At 69.7% G+C, this 20757-nt stretch carries 18 protein-coding genes and 2 pseudogenes; 7 read left to right on the top strand and 13 right to left on the bottom strand.

What is annotated here, in order from left to right:
* Window positions 1-301: 301 nt before the first annotated feature.
* Window positions 302-1459 (top strand): tetratricopeptide repeat protein, encoded by a 1158-nt coding sequence (locus tag Phou_RS27530; RefSeq protein WP_173060812.1) that lies wholly within the window; start codon window positions 302-304, stop codon window positions 1457-1459.
* Window positions 1460-1463: 4 nt separating this feature from the next.
* Here Phou_RS27530 and Phou_RS27525 read toward each other — a convergent pair whose 3' ends face one another.
* The gene (locus Phou_RS27525) at window positions 1464-1961 is read right to left on the bottom strand and encodes a hypothetical protein (protein ID WP_173060808.1); all 498 of its coding nucleotides are present in this window, start codon (window positions 1959-1961) and stop codon (window positions 1464-1466) included.
* Between the two features lie 110 nt (window positions 1962-2071).
* Here Phou_RS27525 and Phou_RS27520 point away from each other — a divergent pair, with 110 nt between their 5' ends.
* Window positions 2072-2965: a cellulose binding domain-containing protein gene (locus Phou_RS27520; protein ID WP_173060805.1), complete on the top strand. Its 894-nt coding sequence runs from the start codon at window positions 2072-2074 to the stop codon at window positions 2963-2965.
* Between the two features lie 5 nt (window positions 2966-2970).
* On the opposite strand, the gene Phou_RS27515 is transcribed toward Phou_RS27520, so the two are convergent.
* Window positions 2971-3840 (bottom strand): peptidoglycan-binding protein, encoded by an 870-nt coding sequence (locus Phou_RS27515; protein WP_173060802.1) that lies wholly within the window; start codon window positions 3838-3840, stop codon window positions 2971-2973.
* 252 nt (window positions 3841-4092) lie between these two features.
* On the opposite strand from Phou_RS27515, the gene Phou_RS27510 reads away from it, so the two are divergent.
* From Phou_RS27510 to Phou_RS27500, 3 genes are all read left to right on the top strand, one after another.
* Window positions 4093-4497 (top strand): peptidoglycan DD-metalloendopeptidase family protein, encoded by a 405-nt coding sequence (locus tag Phou_RS27510; RefSeq protein ID WP_218579218.1) that lies wholly within the window; start codon window positions 4093-4095, stop codon window positions 4495-4497.
* Between the two features lie 95 nt (window positions 4498-4592).
* A complete protein-coding gene (locus tag Phou_RS27505; protein WP_173060796.1) occupies window positions 4593-5153 on the top strand; it encodes a DoxX family protein in 561 nt (186 codons plus the stop codon).
* A gap of 80 nt (window positions 5154-5233) precedes the next feature.
* Window positions 5234-7588 carry a transglycosylase domain-containing protein gene (locus Phou_RS27500; RefSeq protein ID WP_246273895.1) on the top strand — a complete coding sequence of 785 codons (2355 nt, stop codon included), beginning with the start codon at window positions 5234-5236 and terminating at the stop codon, window positions 7586-7588.
* Here the strand turns inward: Phou_RS27500 and Phou_RS27495 are convergent.
* Both Phou_RS27495 and Phou_RS27490 read right to left on the bottom strand, forming a co-directional pair.
* On the bottom strand, window positions 7585-8430 hold the full coding sequence (locus Phou_RS27495) for an endonuclease/exonuclease/phosphatase family protein (protein ID WP_173060793.1): 846 nt from the start codon (window positions 8428-8430) through the stop codon (window positions 7585-7587). The two genes, Phou_RS27500 and Phou_RS27495, sit on opposite strands and share 4 nt — an antisense overlap.
* Before the next feature lie 5 nt (window positions 8431-8435).
* The gene (locus Phou_RS27490) at window positions 8436-9908 is read right to left on the bottom strand and encodes a phosphatase PAP2 family protein (RefSeq protein WP_173060790.1); all 1473 of its coding nucleotides are present in this window, start codon (window positions 9906-9908) and stop codon (window positions 8436-8438) included.
* A gap of 127 nt (window positions 9909-10035) precedes the next feature.
* On the opposite strand from Phou_RS27490, the gene Phou_RS27485 reads away from it, so the two are divergent.
* Window positions 10036-10923, top strand: coding sequence for a diacylglycerol/lipid kinase family protein (locus Phou_RS27485; protein ID WP_173060786.1), 888 nt, complete (start codon window positions 10036-10038; stop codon window positions 10921-10923).
* Window positions 10924-10936: 13 nt separating this feature from the next.
* On the opposite strand, the gene Phou_RS27480 is transcribed toward Phou_RS27485, so the two are convergent.
* Window positions 10937-11455 carry a pyridoxamine 5'-phosphate oxidase family protein gene (locus Phou_RS27480; protein ID WP_173060783.1) on the bottom strand — a complete coding sequence of 173 codons (519 nt, stop codon included), beginning with the start codon at window positions 11453-11455 and terminating at the stop codon, window positions 10937-10939.
* Entirely contained in the window at window positions 11452-11844 is a 393-nt protein-coding gene (locus tag Phou_RS27475; RefSeq protein ID WP_246274113.1) for a hypothetical protein, read from the bottom strand. The genes Phou_RS27480 and Phou_RS27475 overlap by 4 nt, the downstream gene beginning before the upstream one ends.
* Before the next feature lie 74 nt (window positions 11845-11918).
* Here Phou_RS27475 and Phou_RS53085 point away from each other — a divergent pair.
* Window positions 11919-12113, top strand: a pseudogene (locus Phou_RS53085) (response regulator transcription factor); the annotation flags it as partial.
* 4 nt (window positions 12114-12117) lie between these two features.
* On the opposite strand, the gene Phou_RS27465 reads toward Phou_RS53085, so the two are convergent.
* The 7 genes and pseudogenes from Phou_RS27465 to Phou_RS27435 form a co-directional block, all read right to left on the bottom strand.
* Complete coding sequence (locus tag Phou_RS27465; protein ID WP_173060773.1) at window positions 12118-12735, bottom strand: tetratricopeptide repeat protein; 618 nt, start codon at window positions 12733-12735, stop codon at window positions 12118-12120.
* Between the two features lie 38 nt (window positions 12736-12773).
* Complete coding sequence (locus tag Phou_RS27460; RefSeq protein WP_173060770.1) at window positions 12774-13205, bottom strand: nitroreductase family deazaflavin-dependent oxidoreductase; 432 nt, start codon at window positions 13203-13205, stop codon at window positions 12774-12776.
* Window positions 13206-13215: 10 nt separating this feature from the next.
* On the bottom strand, window positions 13216-14109 hold the full coding sequence (locus Phou_RS27455) for an alpha/beta fold hydrolase (RefSeq protein WP_246273894.1): 894 nt from the start codon (window positions 14107-14109) through the stop codon (window positions 13216-13218).
* Window positions 14110-14116: 7 nt separating this feature from the next.
* Window positions 14117-15579: pseudogene (locus Phou_RS27450) on the bottom strand (arabinofuranosidase catalytic domain-containing protein).
* A gap of 33 nt (window positions 15580-15612) precedes the next feature.
* Window positions 15613-17076: an arabinofuranosidase catalytic domain-containing protein gene (locus Phou_RS27445; RefSeq protein ID WP_173060764.1), complete on the bottom strand. Its 1464-nt coding sequence runs from the start codon at window positions 17074-17076 to the stop codon at window positions 15613-15615.
* Between the two features lie 103 nt (window positions 17077-17179).
* Window positions 17180-19201 (bottom strand): alpha-L-fucosidase, encoded by a 2022-nt coding sequence (locus Phou_RS27440; protein ID WP_173060761.1) that lies wholly within the window; start codon window positions 19199-19201, stop codon window positions 17180-17182.
* A gap of 463 nt (window positions 19202-19664) precedes the next feature.
* The gene (locus Phou_RS27435; RefSeq protein ID WP_173060758.1) at window positions 19665-20651 is read right to left on the bottom strand and encodes a LacI family DNA-binding transcriptional regulator; all 987 of its coding nucleotides are present in this window, start codon (window positions 20649-20651) and stop codon (window positions 19665-19667) included.
* Window positions 20652-20757: the final 106 nt, after the last annotated feature.

The raw sequence follows: 20757 nt of genomic DNA, 5'->3' as shown, positions 1-20757 counted from the left end.
CCCAGGGCCCGGCGCCGCCGGCGTGGCACGGCTGGGCCGCGGTTCGCGGCCCAGCGGTGCCGGGCATCCTCCCCCGGCGTTCGACCCGTTTGCCGGCCGCCGGCAACGAGGCGTGGGGAACGTTCCGACTGAAGGCCATGCCGCGCCAAGCGCCGCAGCCGACGCTGGATGTTCTATCCGCGACCGGCACGGCCCCGGCATCTCTGCCCGGTGCGAGCCGCCCTGACCCCGCGCCCAAGCTGACCGAGCTCACCACGCACCGCGCGAACAGGGTCTTGCGGGTGTCCAGCATGATGTGCCTGTGCAGGAGACCGCACGGCCCTCGCTCGGGCAGCGGCTGACCCGGGGCGTCGCGGCCGCGGCGGCGATCGCGCTCCTCGGTTGTGTCGTGGTGTTCCTGGTCGCCGGCCTGGTGGAGGGCCTGGGCTGGTGGGTGCTCGTCGTGCTGGCGGCGCTCGCCGGTGGCGTGGTCTGGCTGAAGTGGCGGGAGGTGCGCGGGACGCGGGCCTCCCGGCGCGATGTCGACGCCATCCACGCGCTGTACGTCGACGCGCTGGACCGGGCCGAGCGCGGGGACCTGGCCGGCGCCGCCGAGCGTCTCGAGGAGGCCCTCGCGGCGTCCGGTCGGGTCGGAGGCGACGCCGGGCAGTACACGATGGTCCTGCTGCAGGAGCTCGCCTCGGTGCGCCTGGCGGAGGGTGACCTCGCGCGTGCCGGCGCGGTCTGGCAGCGGGCGTACGAGCTCCGCCGGACCGAGGAAGGCTACGATGCCGTCTCGACGCTCTCCGCGGCGAACGGCCTCGCGGCGACGCTGCTGGCACAGGGTGATCGCGAGGCGGCCGCGCGCCGGTACCAGAACACCCTCACGCGCTGCCGGCGGCTGCTGGACGCCGCGCACCCGGAGACGGTCGCCGCGCTGAACGGTGTCGCCAGGAGCGCCCCCACGCCCCAGGTGGGGCCGTTGCACGAGCAGGGCGCCGAGCTGTACGCGCGGATCCTCGGGCCGTCACATCCGGACACCGTCATCGCGCGGCGGCAGGCCGCCCCGGACGAACCGGCTGTCGCCCGTCTGGCCACCGGTGATCTCGCCGGCGCGCGGGCGCTGTTCGCACAGGCGGTGGCGGACCGCGTGCGGCGGCATGGCGAGGCCGACGCGGGTACCGTGGCCGCCCTGAACGACCTCGCGATGGTGCTGCGCGAACAGCGCGACCTGACGACGGCGTACCGCACGTACGAACGGGCCGCCGCGCTGTGCGGCCGGCTGCCGGGCGGACCGCACCCGCACGACCTGGCAGCCGGCAACGGGATCGCCCAGGTGATGCTGCTGCAGGGCGACATGGCCAACGCCGCGACCGAGCTGGCCGCCGTCCTTGACCGTTGCGTCGCGCGGTACGGCGAGCAGCACCCCGAGACCGCTACCGCGCGGCGCAACCTCGAGCGGCTGAAACCCTCCGGCTGACCGGTCAGTGCCCGTAGTCGGGGATGACGTGGCCGGCGTTGTGCACCTCGGCCCGGTACTCGAAGACACCGTCGTGGTCACTGTCCATCTTGAGCAGATCGATGATGCCGTCGCCGGTCATGTCGTACTCCAGCACGTCGATCCGGCCGTCGCCGTTGGTGTCCTGCTCGACCACGTCGACCCGGCCGTCGAAGGTGCGGTCCCGCACCGTGTAGTCGACCCGGCCATCGCCGTTGGTGTCGGACTTGAGCAGGTCCCAGCGGCCGTCGTCGTTCATGTCGTACACCCAGGTGTCGGCGGCACCGTTGTGGTCGGTGTCCAGGCCAAGCGCCTCCATGTCGCCGTCGCCGGTGATGTCGACGCGGTCCACGATCTCCGGGGCGTAGTGGTACGCCTCCACGGTGAGGTCGTCCGGTCCGTACACGCCGATCTGCGCGGCGTCGGCGATGTACGTGCCGTCGGCGATGTGCGTCGCGTCGGCGAGAAAGCCCAGGTCTGTCATGCGTTTCACCGTAGGCAGGGTGGCGCGGTGGCTGCTCCCGGGAACGTGCCATCCGGCCCCTGTGAGGCATCACATTGATAAAGGTGCATGCGGGCAATACCATCCTCGCCATGCGTGCCCGTCGCGTCACCGCCGTCACCCTGGCCGCCGCGCTGCTGAGCCTGCTCGCCGCCGGCGTCGCAGCGGCCGACGACCAGCCCAGGCTGACCACCCCCGGCGTCCCCGTCGTGCTGGCCAACGAGCCGCACGCCCTCACCCTCGCCTGGACGCCCGCGACCTGGGCGAGCGAGCCGGCCGGCGAAGACCCGATCACCTACGAGGTACGGGCGGTGATCGGGACGAACGTCTACCGCGGCCTCGGCACCACGACCGCCACCACCCTCACCGTGACCGACCTGGCGCCGGGCACCGAGTACCGGATCGCGATCAGCGCGTACGCGATCAACGCCTACTCCGACACCTCACCCGAGATCGGCCTCCGCACCGCGTACGGGCGGGCGAAGGTCAGGTACCTGAACCTGGACTGGTCCCCCACCAACAACCAGATCCAGCACGCCCTGCAGATCGTCAACACCGGCAGCGAACCGCTCGACCTCACGGGTGTCCGGGTGCGCTACCACCTGACGTTCGAAGGCGGCAACACCGACCTCGTGCTGAACTGCGACTGGGCGGCGCTCGGCTGCGACCGGGTCCGGCGCACCCTCCAGTACTTTCCGCCGCCCGCGCCCCCGCCCGGCGGGCCGACACCGACGCCGACACCGACCGTCTACCCCATCCCGGGTACACCGGTTCCCGGTTGGGTGGAGCTGACCGTCACCGGCGCGGTGCTCGCCCCGGGCGCCTCCTCCGGACCGATCTACCTGCGCTTCCACCGGCAGAGCTGGAGCGCCATCAACGAGCGCGACGACCGCAGCTGGCAGGCCGCCACCGGCGCGTGGACCGAAAACAGCCGGATCACCCTCGACCTGGACGGGGTACGCGAGTTCGGCGACACCTACTCCTGACGGCCTCAGACCACGAGCCAGCCGGCCTCGCCGAGCGCGGTCGAAAGCTCGGTCCGGGTGGCCGGGTCGTCCCACCTGCCGTTCTCCTCGACACCGCGGGTGGCCTGGAACGCCTTGACGCCGGCCTGCGTGCGGCCGCCGTCGCCGCCATCCTGGGGACCGGGGTCGAAGCCGAGCATCCACAGCGCGTGCTGGACGCCGAGCACGTCCACAGGCGAGACCGACAGCTGCCCGACGGGCAGGCCCTGCGCCGCGACGGCAGCGGCGGCGAGGAAGTGCGCCCGGTCGAGCTTGTTGCGGATGCGGATGGTGCCCTCGTCCGGGTTGAAGCGGCACTCGTCGGCCGCTCCGGTCCAGTTGGCCGCGGCCACATGGCCCTGGAAGGTCGGGAACCGGAACATCGGGCCCATGCCCCAGCACATCGACATCGTCGCGAGCTGCGCGCTGGCCGGCCAGGTGTCGAAGGCGGTGAACTCGGGCCGTCCCTTGAGCACCGTCTCCATCTCCGCGAGCTTGCCGCTGACCACCCGGAAGACCTCTTCGTTGCTGATGCGCAGCTGGGTCATCTCCTCGAACGCGAGGTGACCCTTGGCGGCGAGGTCGAGCCGGCCCTTGACCGCGTCCCAGTCGGCCGCGACCTGGTCGGGTGAGGCCACCGCTCCAGAGTTCTTGTCCGTCCACTGGAGCTGGTTGGCCAGGTTGAGGGAGGCGGACCGCTCGGCGTCCGACGGGGCGGACATCTCCGCGGCCGTCTGGTCGATCTTGTTGCCGACGCCGGTGCTGACCCACCCCTTGACATCCAGGTACATGAAATGGACCTGGCCCTCGAGCGGAAGGTTGAACCTGAGCCAGTTGTCGCGAACCATGTCATGCATATCGGGCAGCGTACTTCTCGTCGAGCCGCGTTCCGCACCATTCCCGCAATTAGCGTGTACCGGCTCGCGAACGAAAATACAATCGCACTCGACGGAGGTCGCGATATAGCAGGATCGCACATCTAAGGAGCCATGATGTCGTCATTCAGCATGGACATCTCCGGCCCGTTCCCGTCGGGACAATTCACGGGAGGCCTGGGCGGCCCCAACACGGGAGGCCACCAGCCGCCGAACTGGTATATCCAGTATGGAATGGATCTGGCCGCGCCTCCGGGCACGCCGGTGCACGCCGCTTTTGACGCGCACATTACGAAGTTCAGCCCGCATGACCCCGGTGCCGACAACGGAAAGGTGTACGGCGCTCAGCTGTTCATGCGTTCACCCAACGACATGATGGGCGGCTTCTACACGCACCTCACGAATGTGCCCCAGCTCGCCGTTGGGTCACAGGTGTCCCGCGGTGACCTGTTGGGCGAGGTCACCGAGTTCGGCGGAATCGACTCGCACCTCCATTTGGCCCTGGTGGAGATTATCGGCGGCGCGCCCGGTGGGCAGTACCAGGGCGTGGACATCTACCAGCTCTTCCTCAACTCGCCGGCTTCCGACACGACCACGTCGGTGACGTTCATGCAGGACGGCTCGCCGCCGACCTGGTAGCGATTCGGTGGCCGGTTCCGTGGTGACCACGGATGCGGCTCCGTACTCCCGGACGAGACGCTGATGTCCTCAGCCACTCGTAAGGGAGACAAGCCATGAACTCGCACGTCAGCGCATACCAGGTCGGTGTCACGAGCCAGCGCCGCGAGCTGCGGTTGACCTTCAACGGCGTCCTGTGGGCGCTCCAGATCATGTGGGGCTTCTTCTTCGCCGGCAGCGGCTTCGGCAAGGTCCTGCTCTACGACGCCACCCTGTACGCGGAAGCGCCCCGCGCGGTGGCCTGGTACGCCGCGGTGCCGCAGCCGCTCATCGTCCTCATCGGCGTCTGCGAGGTGCTCGGCGGCATCGGCCTGATCCTGCCGGCCATCACCCGGGTCCGGCCGAAACTCGTGCCGCTGGCCGCCGCCGCGCTGGCGCTGACGATGGTCCTGGCCGCCGGCTTCCACCTCGTGCGCGGCGAGTTCTCGCTGGTGCCGGCGACCGTCGTGCTGGGAGCGGTCGCCGCGTTCATCGCGGTCGGACGCTCGCACCACCGGCCCATCGCGCCGGCGCCGCTCACCACCCGCCGGACGCTCATCTCGCTCGCGGTGCTCGCGGTGGTGGTGCTGACCACGTTCGTCCCGACCTGGTACACGATGACGCACGCCCAGTTCTGACCGGCCCGCTCCGCGACTGCCGTGGCCCGCCTACCGGCGGGCCTCAGGCATGGGCGGGCCCCCGGCCGAGGTTCGGCGCGGTGGCGGTGGGGTACTGGTCACGGGTGCCCCCGACCGACAAGGACGACACCGCTGCCGGCGCACCCGAACCGGCCGCCGCGCCACAGACGACGAAGCGGGCGCGGCGGCGCAAGCGCATCCTCATCGTCCTCGCCGTGCTCGCCGTGCTCCTCGGCGGGGGCCTGGTGACGACCGTCTATTACGTCGACAGCGTGCCGACACCGTCCGAACTGGAACTGCCGGAGTCGACCACGGTCTACTACGCCGACGGCCGCACGCCCATCGCGAAGCTCGGCGCCGAAAACCGCACCATCGTGCCTTTCGACGAGATGAACGACTCCGCCAAAAAGGCCATCGTCGCGGCCGAGGACCGCACGTTCTGGACCAACGAGGGCATCGACTTCACCGGCGTGCTCCGCGCCGCCTGGGCCAACGTCACCGGAGGCCAGCGCCAGGGCGCCTCGACCATCACTCAGCAGTACGCACGGCTGGCCGCCGACCTCAAGGGCGTCACGTACTCGCGCAAGGCTCGCGAGGCCGCCATCGCCTGGAAGCTGGACAACAAGTACAGCAAAGAGGAGATCCTCGGCTTCTACCTGAACACTGTCCCGTTCGGGCGCGGGGCGTACGGGATCGAGGCGGCCGCACAGACCTACTTCGGCAAGACGGTACGCCGTGACGCGCCGGCGGCCCGGCAGCTGACCGTTTCCGAGGCGATGGTGCTGTGCGCCATGGTCAAGCAGCCGGAGGCAAACCCGGACAACCCCGAAGGCCTGCCCGGCTACGACCCCGAGCGCAGCCCGCTGGCCCGGCAGAACTCGATCGACCGGTGGGGGTACATCCGCGACGGCATGGTGAAGCTGGAATACCTGTCGGCGGACGAGGCGGCCAACCTGGAGTACCCGGACAATGTGAAGCCCATCGACCGCAAGGCCGGCCAGTCCGGCCTCGAGCGGCCCACCGGTCTGGTCGTCAACCACGTGCTCAGCGAGCTGCGGCAGGTCGAGCCGTTCAAGGACAAGCCCGCCGACTACGTGCGCAACGGCGGCTTCAAGATCGTCACCACCATCGACAAGCGGGTCCAGGACGCCGCCGAAGCCGTCGCCGACATCCGCCGCGACACCGCTCCGGAGGAGGTGCGCGGCCAGCCGAAGAACTGGCAGGCCGCCCTCGTCGCGGTCGAGCCGGGCACGGGCCGGGTGCTGGGCTACTACGGCGGCAACGACGGCACCGGCGCCGACTACGCCGGTTGGTACTACGACGAGAACGGCAAGGCCCGCGGGTTCGGCCAGCATCCGCCGGGATCGTCGTTCAAGGTGTACGACCTGGCGGCGGCGGTGGGCGAGAAGATCTCGGTGAAGCAGCACTTCGACTCGCCGGACACCAAGGAGTTTCCCGCCTCCGGACGGACGAAAGGCAGCCCCTCGGGCCCGATCCGCAACGCCGAGCAGGCGGCGTGCCAGCCCGACTGCGCGCTGTGGGAGGCCACCGTCGCCTCGCTCAACGTCACCTACTTCGAGCTCACCGAGCGCCTCGGCGTCGACAAGGTCATCGACATGGCCACCCGCGCCGGAATCGACTCGATGTGGGCGAACAAGAAGGGCGACCCGCGGCCCCAGCGGATCGAGCTGCGTGGCCATAGTGGACAGCAGGTGGCCGGGCACTTCTCCACCGAGGTCGGCATCGGGCAGTACGGCGTCACCGTCCTGGACCACGCCAACGGGATGGCGAGCTTCGCGGCCGGCGGAAAGCGCGCCGGCGCGCACTTCGTCCGGTCGGTGGAAAAGGGCGACGATCGCCTGTTCGAGGAGAAGGTGGAGCAGACCGGTCTCGGGCTCGACCGCGAGGCGATCAACCAGCTCAACTGGACGCTGAGCCAGGTGAAGGCGGCCGGGCTCGACAACGACTGGGACTCGGCCGGCAAGACCGGCACCTGGCAGGCCGGCCGCAGCACCACGCAGAACTCGCACACCTGGATGGTCGGGTACACCGGCGCGCTCGCCGCCGCGGTGTGGCTCGGCACCACCGACGGCAAGCCGCTCAGGACGAGGACCGGCGACTACGACGTCTTCGGTGCCAACGGTCCCGCGCCGATATGGCGCCAGTTCATGCGGGACGCCACGGCCGCGTTGAAGCTCGACCCGGACGAGTACCGGTTCGAGGAGCCGAAGTTTCCGGGCCAGACACAGCCGCCCAGCACGCCGTCCACACCGCGCTCCACTCCCCCGCCGCAGGCGCCGACGTCGACCGCGCAGCGCCCGGCGCCCAGCACGCCGCGACCCACGTGCGACGAGCCGCCGTGTGCCAGCGCGACGCCGACCAGAAACCCGACGCCGAGTCGCACGCCCACACCCAGCCGCTCGCCGGCGCGCTAGCCCCGCCCTCGCGGCGTGCGCAATGCCGCCGGGCGGGCTTCGAGGTCGAGCACCGCGACGACCGGATAGTGGTCGGAGGCGGACTCGGTTTCCCCACCGCTGACGACCCGGCAGCTCCTAGCCAGCGCCGCCACCGGTGGCGTGCCGAGGATGTAGTCCAGCCGCATGGCGTGAAACTCCTGACCTCCGCCGTGCGCGGTCGGTGCGGTGTAGTCCTTCTCGCCGTCGCCCGTCCGGTCGCCGTGGCCCGCGGACCGGAACAGGTCGACGAAGCCCGCCGCGGCCAGGACGCGGATCGCCCTGGTGTCCACCTCGCCGTCCGTGCGCGGCATGAGGTGCCGGGACCGGAACCTCTCCGGCAGGCGCCGCAGCCGCTCCGTGTGGTCGGTCCACGGGTCGAGCGTGTTCAGGTCACCCATGACCAACGCCAGCCGCGCCGGGTCCGTGCGGGCGGCGAGCCAGCGGGCTTCCCACCGCCGGCGCCATCCGGAGTACGGGCACAGGTGCGCTCCGACCACCGTCAAATCGCCCTGGTCCGTCGCCACGACCACCCGCTCGGCGGCGTGGTGGAACGGTCGCCGGATCGGCGCCGCCGACACGACCCACGCGGGATCGCGGACCAGCACGGCCACGGGCTGCGCAAACCACGAGCGGGCGAGGAACGGATGCATCCCGACAGCGTCGGCCAGCGTGCGCATCAGCCGGCCGTCGTCGCGGTGGAAGGCCCGAAGCTCCTGCAGCGCCAGGATGTCCGGGCGCTGCGCGGCGGCGACCCGGGCGATGGCGTCCAGCCGGCCGCGCCCGCCGGTCTTGATGTTGTACGTCATCACGGTGAGCGGCATCGCCGTCACGTCTTGGCGGTCACTGCGAGCTGGCGGTCGGATGCCGGCTCGGCTTCGGTTTGCTCGCCGGCATCCCCGGCGTCCGGGCGGACCACCCACCACAACAGAGTGAGCCACAGCGCGGCGAGGAGCATGGCGCCCATGAGGTCGGTGGGGTGGTGCATGCCGCGGTAGATCCGGGACACCGCGACCGCCGCGGGCATGACGACGGCCGCGCCGACGGTGAGCCACCGCCACGGGCGGGAGGTGTGTGACATGACGATGAGCGCTATCGCGGAGTACAGGCAGAGCGTGGCCGCGATGTGCCCGGACGGGAAGCTGGAGGTCGGTAGCGGGCCGTCAAGGTGCGGTACCCCGGGGCGGGGACGGTCGACCGCCGCGGCGGAGGCGAGGAAGAGGGTCAGCTCGCCGAACATGGCCAGCGCGATGAACAGCACCGGCCGCCACTGGCGCAACACCGCCACGGCCAACGGGCAGAACACCAGCGACACGGCCAGGATGGCGTGCGTGTCACCGGCCTTGCTCAACCACCAGCTGACGTCGTCCAGCGCCGGTGTGCGGTGCTCGGCGAACCAGCGTGGTACCGCGGTGTCGAGCCGTTCGATGAAGGTTCCGTCGGCGTACCTGCTGACCAGCACGCCGAAGACGAACAGCACGCCGAAGGTCAGCACCCAGCCGGTGATGATTTCCGCGGTACTGGACCGAGGATGCGGCAGCAGGTGGTCCTCGCGCGAGGCCGGCGCGAGGTCGTCGGCTGCCTCCGGTTCGATACCCTCGGTGATCGGCGGTACCGGACGGCCGGTTTCGCGGCGCCAGAGCCGAAACGCGTACGCGGTCACGCCGAGCCAGGCCAGGCCCAGCAGCCATCCGGCGACGACGTCGGAGACGTAGTGCACGCCGAGGGCGACGCGGGTGAAGCCGACCAGCACCACGATCGCGGCGAAGACCCAGATCGCCAGCGCGCGGAGCCGGCGGGACGCCACCGGCAGGAAGACCAGAAGCAGCGCGCCGTAGGCCACCGTCGCTCCCAGCGCGTGCCCGCTCGGAAAGCTGTTGCCCGGGGCGCTCGCCACCGGTACGTCGACGGCTGGGCGGATCCTCCCGACGAGCAGCTTCAGCGACGGATCGAGTATCAGCGCCCCGACTCCGGTCACCAGCAGGTAGACCGCGAGCCGGCGCTGGCCGCGGATCAGCAGGCCGACGGCGACGATGCCGACGAGCCACATCATGATGGGCCGGCCGCCGAGGTCGGTAAGCGCCTGGAGCACGGTGACGAGCGGACCGCGCGCGGAGACGAAGTCGTTGAGCTGGTCCGCGACACCGTGGTCGACGCGGTACATCGGATCCCACTGGAAGCGCACGAGCATGAGCAGCAGGCCGAACCCGGACCCCGCACCGACGACGGCGAAGAGCCCGAGCAGGCTGCGGCCGGTGAAATGCTCAGCTGGACGCAGCGCTGCGGCCGTTGCCCGATCCATCACTTCGCCCTTCCCGGAGTGGGGTATGTCGATCCGAATCCATACCCGGGCAGCTCCGGACCTATGCGGACGCTCGACTTTGCGGCCGGGTTTGTGTAGATCGGTTCGGTGGGTAAACCTCCTGGCCATGAGCCCCGCCACCGTTGCCGTGATCGCCCACCGGAAGAAGACGCTGGGCGGTGGGCTTGACGAACTGCGCCGGCTGATCACCGACGAGGGCTGCGACACGCTGCTCTGGTACGAGGTGTCAAAGAGCAGGAAGGCGGTGAAGAAGGCCCGGCGTGCCCGCGAGGCCGGCGCGGACCTTGTCTTTGTCTGGGGTGGCGACGGCATGGTCCAGCGATGCGTCGCGGCGCTGGCCGGATCGGGCACGGCGGTCGCGATCGTCCCGGCGGGCACCGCCAACCTGCTCGCCGCCAACCTCGGCATCCCGCAGGACATCGCCGAGGCGGTGCGGATCGGCTTTCACGGCCCACAGCGCAAGCTGGACCTCGGCAAGGTCAACGGCGAGCACTTCGCCGTGATGGCCGGGGCCGGCTTCGACGCCGCGATGATCGAGCAGGCCGACCGCAAGCTCAAGGACCAGTTCGGACGGTTGGCATACGTGTGGACCGGGCTGCGGCACATCAACGACGACGCCGTCCCGGTAAAGATCAAAATCGACGGCACGAAGTGGTTCCAGGGCGAGGCGAGCTGCGTGCTGCTCGGCAACGTCAGCACCATCACCGGCGGGATACGCGCCTTCGACGACGCGAAACCGGACGACGGGTGGATGGAGGTCGGCGTCGCCACCGCTGAAGGAGCGCTCGACTGGGCGCGGACGCTGGGCCGGATGGCGGCCGGCCGCTCGGACCGCTCACCGTTCGTGCAGATCACCCGCGCCAAGGCGGTTGACATCACGTTCGGGGCCAAGGTGCGGTACGAGCTGGACGGCGGCTCGCGGGACAAGGCCCGCCGGCTCAAGGCACGCATCGATCCCGGCGCGCTCATCCTCTGCGTACCCGAGCCGGCGTAGGCCGTCCGACCGGTCAGCCGCCACCCGGCGCGGGGGCGGCGTCGAGGTCGACGCGGGCGCGGTGGTCCCTGTCGATGGCGTGCAGCGGGCACGGCTGTCGCGGCGGGCGCGGGCACAGCACCCACACGTCGGTCGCCGTCGCGCGGTAGAGGCGGTACGGGGAGGGTCCCGTCACGTCGTCCCGGGTCAGCGCGACGGCGTTCCGGTCGCCGCGCGCCGGGTACGCCCGCAGGCCGCGGTCGAGCTCCTCGCCTGCCAGCTCGCTCGCCGTCGCGGTCGCGTAGACGGCCCGGCCGTGAAAGGGCAGGACGGTGGAGTCGAACACGACGAGGCTGACCTGCGGGCGTTCGGCGAGGTTGCGCGAGTGCAGGGCGTCGGTTTGCGAGGTCCAGTAGAACTCCCGCAGGCCGGCCGAGGCGAAGTAGACCGGCGTCGTCCAGGGCCGGCCGTCCGGGTCGACCGTGCCCAGGGTCAGGTACCGGTTCGCGGCGAGCAGGTCGCGCGCGTGCGTGGCGAGATGGTCGGCTGTCATCGCGAACTCCCGGTGCGGCTCAGGTAGAGGACGGCCGGGCCGGATGTGAACGGCGCGGCGAATTCGACCGGGCCGGCCCGCTCGACGGTACGCGGGTCGGCCGCCGACGTCTCACGGGCGGCGACGGCGAACCACTCCACCGTGTACGTGCCGGGTGCGAGGTCGACGGTGAACGCCCGGCCGTCACCGTGCGGTTCGAGGGCCAGGTACTCCGAGCCGGCGTCGGCCAGTGCGTAGCCGGTGGACGCGACGTCGAGGTGGGGCCGTGCGGCGATCAGATTCATGCGTTCGGCGTACCGGCGGGTGTCGCCCATGGCCCACCGGGTGGGTTCGTAGGTCTCGAACGGCGGCTCGCCGGTCTCGGCCGGCGACGCTCCGGTCGGCTCCATCCCGCCGATCAGGCTACGCCCGCCGCACCCGCGGTCGCCGGGGACGGCCGGCAGCCGGCTGGTCGAGCCTCACCCCCACCGAGCTCCAGGTCGTCCGGCTCGTCGCCGAAGGGCTGACCAACCCGGAGATCGGCGCCCGCCTGTTCATGAGCCGCGGCACGGTCAAGACCCACCTCTCGCACGTCTTCGCGAAGCTCAACACCACCAACCGCACCGAACTGGCCGCCGCGGTCATCGACCACGGCTTGTCGCGGGCGGCGAAGCCCTGAGCCGCTACTCAGGTCCCGGCGTCATCGCTTGGTGGGCGGGCGTCGGGCCTGGTGGGGTCGGCGGCCGGTGGGTCGGGCGGGCCCACGAGCGGACCGGCGCCGGCCGCGGGGCGTCGTGGCCCGCGAGAGCGGCGGCATCCTCCGGGTCCAGCCCGACGGCCCGGTTGAAGTCGGCCAACGCTTCGTCGTAGCGCTCCAGCTCCTGATAGACCTCGCCGCGCTCCACGAACAGCCAGTCCTCGGAGTCGTCCAGCTCGATCGCCCGGCTCAGATCGGCAAGCGCCTCGGAGTCGCGCTCCAGCGCGCGATACGTCTGCGCCCGGCTACCGAACGCCCAGGCGTACTCCGGCTCCAGGCCAACGGCACGCTTGAAGTCGGCCAGCGCCTCGTCGTAGCGCTCCAACAGCCGATAGGTCTCACCCCTGCCGGCGAAGGCCTCGGGCTCACCCGGCTCCAGCTCGACCGCCCGGGTGAAGTCGCTCAACGCCCGCGCGTACATGCCCGCTTCGCGGGAGTCGACCGCACGCTCCAGATGCTCGCGGTACCGGACCAGCCGCGCGTCCCGGTCAGCCTCACCCGCCCCGAAGCGTCCCGGCCGCGACCGCCGAGCAACCGCCGCCATCCCACAGTCGCCCCACCCCCACTGGTTCAGCCGTCACCTTAAGCAGACCGGGTGAGCACGACAACCGGGATCTCCCGCTGCACCATCGCCTGGTACTGGGCATACTTCGGGCAGATCCCAACCATCCGGTCCCACAACGCCGCGCGCTCCTCGCCCGCCGCCGTGCGCGCGACCGCGTCGAAGACGTCGTCCTTGACCTGGACCGTCACGCGCGGGTCCGCGACCAGATTGCGGTACCACAGCGGGTGCCCGACCGAACCGCCGTTGGACGCCACGAGCACATAGTCGCCGTCCCACGTCCCGTAGTAGAGCGCGGTGCGGCGCAAGGCCCCCGACCGCCGCCCGCGCGTCGTCAACAGCAGCGCCTCCACGCCGTGGAAACGATGCCCGGACTTTCCATCGGTATCCACATAGGAGTTGATGTGCCGGGCGACCCAGCCTACCGAGCTGTCGACAACCTTATCCGCCATGCGCGCCAACCTACGCCAGGAAGCGGACCAACGCCGCCGTCAGGTCGTCCGGGTTTTCCTCGGCGACATGGTGTCCGGAGTCGATCGACTCGCCCCGCAGGTCGCTGGCCCACGGCCGCCACACGGCGAGCGGGTCGCCATAGAGGTCTTCCATGTCGTCGCGGGTCGACCACAGAAACAGCGTCGGACACCGCACCACCCTGCCCGCGCGCCGGTCGGCCTCCTCGTGGTCCCGGTCGACGCCCAGACCCGCGCGGTAGTCCTCCAGCATCGCCCGCACGGTCGCTTCGTCGTGGATGGCCTCACGAAACTCCAGGTAGTTCTCGGCACCCATGCCCTCGGGCCGCGCGGCGCTGTACCAGGCGTCGGGATCGGCGGCGATGGCCCGCTCGGGCTTGTCCGGCTGGGCGAAGAAGAACCAGTGGTACCAGTCCCGGGCAAACCTCGCATCGCATCGGGCGAGCGCTTCGCTGATCGGGACACCGTCCATGACCACCAGCCGGCTGACCTCGGCCGGGTGGTCCAACGCCAGGCGCAAGGCCACGTAGCAGCCGCGGTCGTGCCCCACGACGGCGAACGTCGAGTGGCCCAGCGCCCCCATCAGGCGGACCATGTCCCCTGCCACCGCGCGCTTGGACTGCTGGGCATGGTCCGGACGGATCGCTGCTTTGCCCGACCGCCCGTACCCGCGCATGTCGGGGCAGACCACCGCGAAGCCGCGGCTGACCAGTTGCGGTGCGACCCGATGCCAGGTCGATCCGGTGCGCGGATGTCCATGAATGAGAAGCACCGGAAGCCCTTGCCCGGCGTACCGGACGCGCAGTTCCACCTCCCCGACGTCGATCCGCTGGTCGATGAACCCGTCGAACATCCGCGGGAAGTACCCCCACTCCCCGACCGGCAACCTCCCGTCAGCTGCGTTGGCCCCATTGCTGGTTTTGCTGTCCGTTGCAGGACCAGAGGATGAGCTTGGTGCCGTTGGCGGTCCCAGCGCCGTTGGCGTCCAGACACAGTCCGGACTGCACACTGGTGACGGTGCCGTTCGAGTTGAGGTTCCACTGTTGGTTGGTGCCGCCGTGGCAGTCCCAGATGACGACCTGGGTGCCGTTGCTGGTGCCCTGCCCATAGGCGTCGAGGCACTTGTTGCCGTACACCTGGAGCTGCTTGCCCGACGTGTGCGTCCAGCGCTGCATGGTGCCGCCCCAGCAGTCCCACAGTTGCACCTGGGTGCCGTTTGTGGTGCTGCCGTTGGGTACGTCGACGCAGCGGCCGGACTGGCCACCGACCAACATGGCGTTCTGCTGTCCGCCGCTGGCCGCGTATCCGGCGGCAGCGATGTTGGCCTGGACCGCGTTTTCGGTGGCGTCCGACGGGTAGCCGGACGTCAACACGCCCTCGAAGAAGGTGCCGCGGCCGGTGACGCTGTTGTCGCCGCCGATGCCGAGCAGGATGGCACCCTCTTTCTTCATCGGGTGGTAGCCCGCGGGTCGTGGTCCGTTGAAGTAGGTCGTCAGGCCGCCGGACTGCGCGCTGCCTCCACGGATGGCCCAGTGGTTCGGCTCGCCCTTGACGATGGCGGTCACGAAGCGGTGGTTGATGGACGGAAGGTTGTTGTATCCCGCGTTTACCCCGGAGAACAGTCCCCACTCCAGGTCGGCCATGATCCAAGGGCCGGCTCCGGCCCCGTAGCCCCACTGCTTGTTGGCTCCGAAGTAGACGGTCTCCATGATGGCGGGCGCGTCGGCCTGGCCGTCCGTCTGCGCGTTGCCGTAGTCGAAGCAGCACCACTGGTTGTAGTGCGTGCCGTCGACGACGGCGTAGATGCCCTCGGGCTGGTCGCCGGTGGCGATGCCGTTTGTGTTGTTGTTGCGGTAGCCGGTGCCGGGAGCGATGTAGACGCCGTATGCCTTCTGGCCGCCGACGGTGATCGGGGCCGCCTTCGCGTCGGCGAGGTTGTCCCAGCCGCCGGGGCGGGGCCGGGCCAGAAGCCGGGGGGCGCCTGGGTGAGGCGGTTGTTCCGGCCGGACTGGTCGTAAAGGATCGTGATGACGCAGCTCGTGTTGGCACAGAAGGTGTCCTGCGTGGCGGCGTTGGCGACTCCGCCCGCGCTCAGCAGACCGATGTCCCGGGTGGTGTTGTCCGACGAGCGCCGGACCTGGTAGAGCGGACCGTTGTACGCGCCGTACAGCGCGCGGGTGGTGCTGTGCGCGGCGACGCACGGCGTACCGCCCGAGGCGTAGATGTCACATGGGCCGGTGGTGGCGGCCCGGGCCGGCGTCGCGTCCGAGACCGTCACGTAGCTGGCGGCGAGGACGAGGAGCAACGGGGTCCCTGCGGCGGCCATGAAGCGGCTCAGCCTTCTCTTCACGTTCATCGAATCCTTTCCTGGCCGGGTGTTGCTGCGCGATCAGCTGCGCAGGGACCACTGCTGGTTTTGCTGTCCGTTGCAGGACCAGAGGATGAGCTTGGTGCCGTTGGCGGTCCCGGCGCCGTTGGCGTCGAGGCAGAGGCCGGACTGCACGCCGGTGATGGTGCCGTTGGCGTTGAGGTTCCACTGCTGGTTGGTGCCGCCGTGGCAGTCCCAGATGATGGCCTGGGTGCCGTTGCTGGTGCCGGCGCCGTTGGCGTCCAGGCACTTGTTGCCGTACACCTGGAGTTGCTTGCCCGCAGTGTGCGTCCAGCGCTGCATATTGCCGCCCCAGCAGTCCCACAGTTGCACCTGGGTGCCGTTTGTGGTGCTGCCGTTGGGTACGTCGACGCAGCGCCCGGACTGGCTACCGACCAACATGGCGTTCTGTTGCGGGTTGCCGGCCGCCGGGGCGTATCCGGCGGCGGTGATGTTTGCCTGTACGGCGTTTTCGGTGGCCGCCGACGGGTAGCCGGACGTCAACACGCCCTCGAAGAAGGTGCCGCGGGCGCCGTTGCTGTTGTCACCGCCGATGCCGAGCAGGATGGCACCCTCTTTCTTCATCGGGTGGTAGCCCGCGGGTCGGGGCCCGTCGAAGTAGGTCGTCAGGCCGCCGGACTGCGCGCTGCCTCCACGGATGGCCCAATGGTTCGGCTCGCCCTTGACGATCGCGGTCACGAAGCGGTGGTTGATGGGCGGCATGGGGTTGTATCGAGGGTTCACCCCGGAGAACAGTCCCCACTCCATGTCGGCCATGATCCAAGGGCCGTTGCCGTCTCCGTAGCCCCACCAGTTGTTGTTGCCGAAGTAGATGGTCTCCATGATGCCGATATCGTCGGCGAGGGCGTTCGTCTGCGCGTTGCCGTAGTCGAAGCAGCAACCCCCGTTGTAGTGCGTGCCGTCGAGGACGGCGTAGATGCCCTCGGGCTGGTCGCCGGTGGCGATGCCGTTTGTGTTGTTGTTGCGGTAGCCGGTGCCGGGAGCGATGTAGACGCCGTATGCCTTCTGGCCGCCGATCGTGACCGGGGCCGCCTTGGCGTCGGCGAGGTTGTCGGATCCGCCGGGACCGGGGCCGGGCACGCCGCCACCGAGCGCCTGGGTGAGGCGGTTGTTCCGGCCCGACTGGTCGTAGATGACGGTGATGACGCAGTTCGTGTTCGCGCAGAACGTGTCCTGCGCGGCCGCGTCGGCGTATCCACCGGCGGCCAGTACCCCGATGTCCCGGGTGGTGTTGTCCGACGAGCGCCGGACCTGGTAGAGCGGACCGTTGTACGCGCCGTAAAGCGCCCGGGTCGTGCTGTGCGCCGCCACGCACGGCGTGCCACCGGTGGCGTAGATGTCACACGGCCCCGTCGTGGCGGCCAGCGCCCCCGGTGCGGCGGAGATGATTCCGATTCCGGCACTGACGAGAGTCAACGAGATCCCCGCGCCCATGAGGCGACGAAGTCTACTTTTCACGTTCATCGATTCCTCCGGTGATGAGTCCCAGCCGGCCGCCGACGTCCGTCCCCTCCGCGACGCCGGCGTCCGGTGCGGGCCGGGCGTTGCTCCGGCCCACCGGTCGTGGTCAGCTGCGCAGGCTCCACTGCTGGTTGGCGCCGCCGTGGCAGCCCCAGAGGTGGATCTTCGTGCCGTTCGCGGTGCCGTAAGCGGCGGCATCCAGGCAGAGCCCGGACTGGACGCCGGTGATGGTGCCGTTGGAGTTGAGGTTCCACTGCTGGTTGGCGCCACCGTTGCAGTCCCAGATCACCGCCGCGGTGCCGTTGCTCGAACCCTGGCCGTAGGCGTCGAGGCACTTGTTGCCATAGATCGTGAGCTGCTTGCCGGAGGTGTACGTCCAGCGCTGGTTGGTGCCACCGTGGCAGTCCCACAGTTGCGCCTGGGTGCCGTTGGCCGTGCTCGCGCCGTTGATGTCGAAGCAGCGGCCGGAGGAGCTACCCGCGATCATGACGTTGCTCTGGCCGCCACCGCCGGTGGGCCGGCGGTACAAACCGAACTCGGCGATGGTCGGCGTGGTCCGGGAGCTGGTGATCCGCAGGCGGATCTGGCTGGTGGACACCGGCGATGCGAGGCGGATCAGGCGTTTGTGGCCGATGACGGGCTCGGCCGCGATCTGGGTCCAGGCGCTGCCGTTCCAGGAGTCGACGGCGAACGACCTGACGCGCTGGCCGATGTTCAGATCCTCCTGCACCGAGATGACGTCGAAGGTCTGCGTCGACGGCAAGCTGAACACCAGCGCCCCGGTCGCACCGTTCGGCTGCCAGGAGCTGTCCAGGTTGCCATCCAGTGCCAGGTTCGGAGTGTGGCCGGCGGTGTTCGAGGTCCCGCTGTCGTTGGCAACGCTGGCGCCGCTGGCGAGGTTGGTGCCGAACGTCTGCGACAGCGCGGTGCCGAACTGGGCCAGTGCTGTCACCACCGACTGGTCCAGCAGACCCTGCCGGTTCGGGGAGATGTTCAGCAGGAAGTTGCAGTTGCGCCCCACCGAGCCGTAGTACATGTCCAGCAGTTCGGCCAAGGGCCGCCAGGTGTCGCCGGGTTGCCAGAACCAGTTGTGCGGCGCCGACAGGGTGCCGTTGCATTCCGCCGGAGACCAGCGCAGCAGGTTCCACGCACTTGTCCCGTCCGCCTTACGCTGCGACAGGATCGAGTCACTGCCCACGTCGGCAGCGGTGTTGAACCCGGGCACCGGCAGCACGTTGTCGGCGGCGGTCGCGAGATCGCCGTTGGTGGGCACGACCGACCACTCCGCTGTACGCGCGTAGGCGGCCTCGTTGCCGACCCAGCGCACATCCGGGCCGCCGTCGTTTTCGATGACGGCGTTGGGCTGCAGCGTGCGGATCATGGTGATCCAGTCCCTGAAGTAGTAGGGCTGGTTACGGCCGGTCGGGTTGGCCATGTCCAACCAAATCTCGTCCACGCTGCCGTAGCGGGTCAGCAGTTCGTAGAGAGTGTTCTCGAAGAAGGTGTTGTAGTCATCGGAGTTGAACTGGAACGACACTCCGTTGACGATGTCCGCGGAGTTGGAAGGGATCGTCACCTGCCTCGTGGCGCTGCCGTTGGCAAACTTTCCGCCAGGCAGGTTTTCGTGCAGATCGGCCGGTGACACGTAGAGGCCGACCTTCAGCCCGTACCGGCGCATCGAGTCGGCGTAGCTCCTCACCACGTCGCCTTGGCCGCCGGCCCAGGAGGAGGACGCGACGCTGAAGTTGCTGTACCTGGAGGGGAACATCAAGAAGCCGTCGTGGTGCTTGGCGGTGAGGATCGCCCCCTTGAACCCGGAGTCCCTCATCGCCGCCGCCCACTGGTCGGTGTTCAAACCGGTGGGCTGGAAGACGTTCGGATTCTCCGAGCCGGTGCCCCACTCCCTACCGGTGAAGGTGTTCACACCGAAGTGGATGAAGTTGTACCGCTCCAGCCGCTGCCAGGCCAGTTGACGCGGCGACGGTACGACATCCGCGGCCTTCGCGATGATCGTGGCGGGTGAGTCCGCCGGGGCGACGGCCGCTACCTGGACGGAGGTGGCCGCGGCAGCGGCGCTGGGCAGGCAGAGCGTGAGCACGACCGAGCCGAGTGCGGTCAGCGCTGTCACCGTCGTCCTGGCTAAGGTCCGCCCCGCCCGGGCGCCGGGCGGGCGCCGCGTCAGTGGTTTCATGTGTTCCTCACTCTCCGTCGCGGGTGCGGTCGCGGACGCCGTGAGAACCCGGCCCCGGGTCCGCCGCGCGGGCCACGGAAGGCGCGGCGGGGCGCACAACTCAGGTGAGAGGCGAGGGTCGGACATCGGCGAACCCCTTTACAGGGCGTGGTCATGGATGAGAGTCGTCGTCACGTCCGCGCACGTAATCGGTGCACGGTCGTGGTGTTTCGACCTACAGGTGAGGCAACTTTCGCCGAAAAGCCGCCTGATTTCGCTTCGACCCAACGATAGGTCTCGATGTGGAGGTTATACGTATGACGAATCCTGCGCAAGGTCGCGAGCGAACCGATTCGCTAGCCGGCCGACCTGGGTGACAGAAGGCGTTCTGACCTGCTCAAGCCCCCGCGCGTCGGCGCCCTTACCCGACGCGCGTGGCGGTGCTCTGCCGAACCGTAAGCGTCGTCGCGAGCTCGATCCCGGTCCGCGGTGCCCGCTCACCCCGGCCGAGGGCGAGCGCCAGTTCCGTTGCGGCAACAGCCATCTCGACCAGCGGCTGGTGAACGGTGGTCAGCGGAGGATCGACCAACGCGGCGATCGGCAAGTCGTCGAAACCGACGACGCTCAGGTCCGCCGGAATCCGCAACCCGACCACCCGCGCCGCCTGGTAGACACCGACCGCCTGCAGGTCGTTGGAGGCGAAGATCGCTGTAGGAGGCTGCGGGCCCCGCAGCAACTCCAGCGCGGCGGCCCGGCCGCCGTCCACGCTCAGACCGGCCTGGACGACGAGGTCGCCGTCGACCGGCAGCCCGGCAGCCTCCATTGCGGAGCGATAGCCGTCCAGGCGGGCCCGGCAGGACAGGATCCGGTCCGCGCTACTGATCAGCGCTATCCGTCGATGGCCTTGCCCGATCAGGTGACGCGTTGCCGCCCGGCCACCAGCCCAGTTGGTCGCTCCGACGAACGGAACGCCGTCAGGCAGCTCGACCGTGGGGTCGAAGACCACGAACGGGATGCCTCTGGCACGAAGCTGGCTGCGTTGCTCCTCGCCCAGCTGGGCCACCGTCACAAGGCAGTCCGGACGACGATCGATAACGTCGTCGATCCAATACCGGGTCCCGCCGCGCCCCGAGCCGAGCTCGGTCAGCACGACCCCGACGCGCTGCTGCCGGGCCATCCGCTCCACACCGCGGATGATCTGGACTCCCCACATGTCGTCGAGCTGGTCGAAGACCAGCTCGACCAGGTTGCTGCGGGTGGGCGGAGCCGAACGTTGGTACCCAAACTCCCTGATCGCCGCCTCGACGCGCGCGCGGGTTTCGGCGGCCACGCCGGAACGGCCGTTGATGACCTTGGAAACGGTGGGAACCGAAACCCCTGTGGACGCAGCGATGTAGGCGATGGTCACCGGCCTGCCTGGATCACCAGCCGGGTTCGCCGACTCGGCGTGCGTCAATGTAGGCTCCCGAAACTTTCAGGCCATTTCCGATAGCACCAGATCGGACGGTAGTGAT

Source organism: Phytohabitans houttuyneae (genome assembly GCF_011764425.1).
In the GTDB taxonomy this organism is placed as follows: domain Bacteria; phylum Actinomycetota; class Actinomycetes; order Mycobacteriales; family Micromonosporaceae; genus Phytohabitans; species Phytohabitans houttuyneae.
The sequence above is the reverse complement of the archived record's forward strand: the minus strand, read 5'-3'. Positions and strand labels throughout refer to the sequence as shown.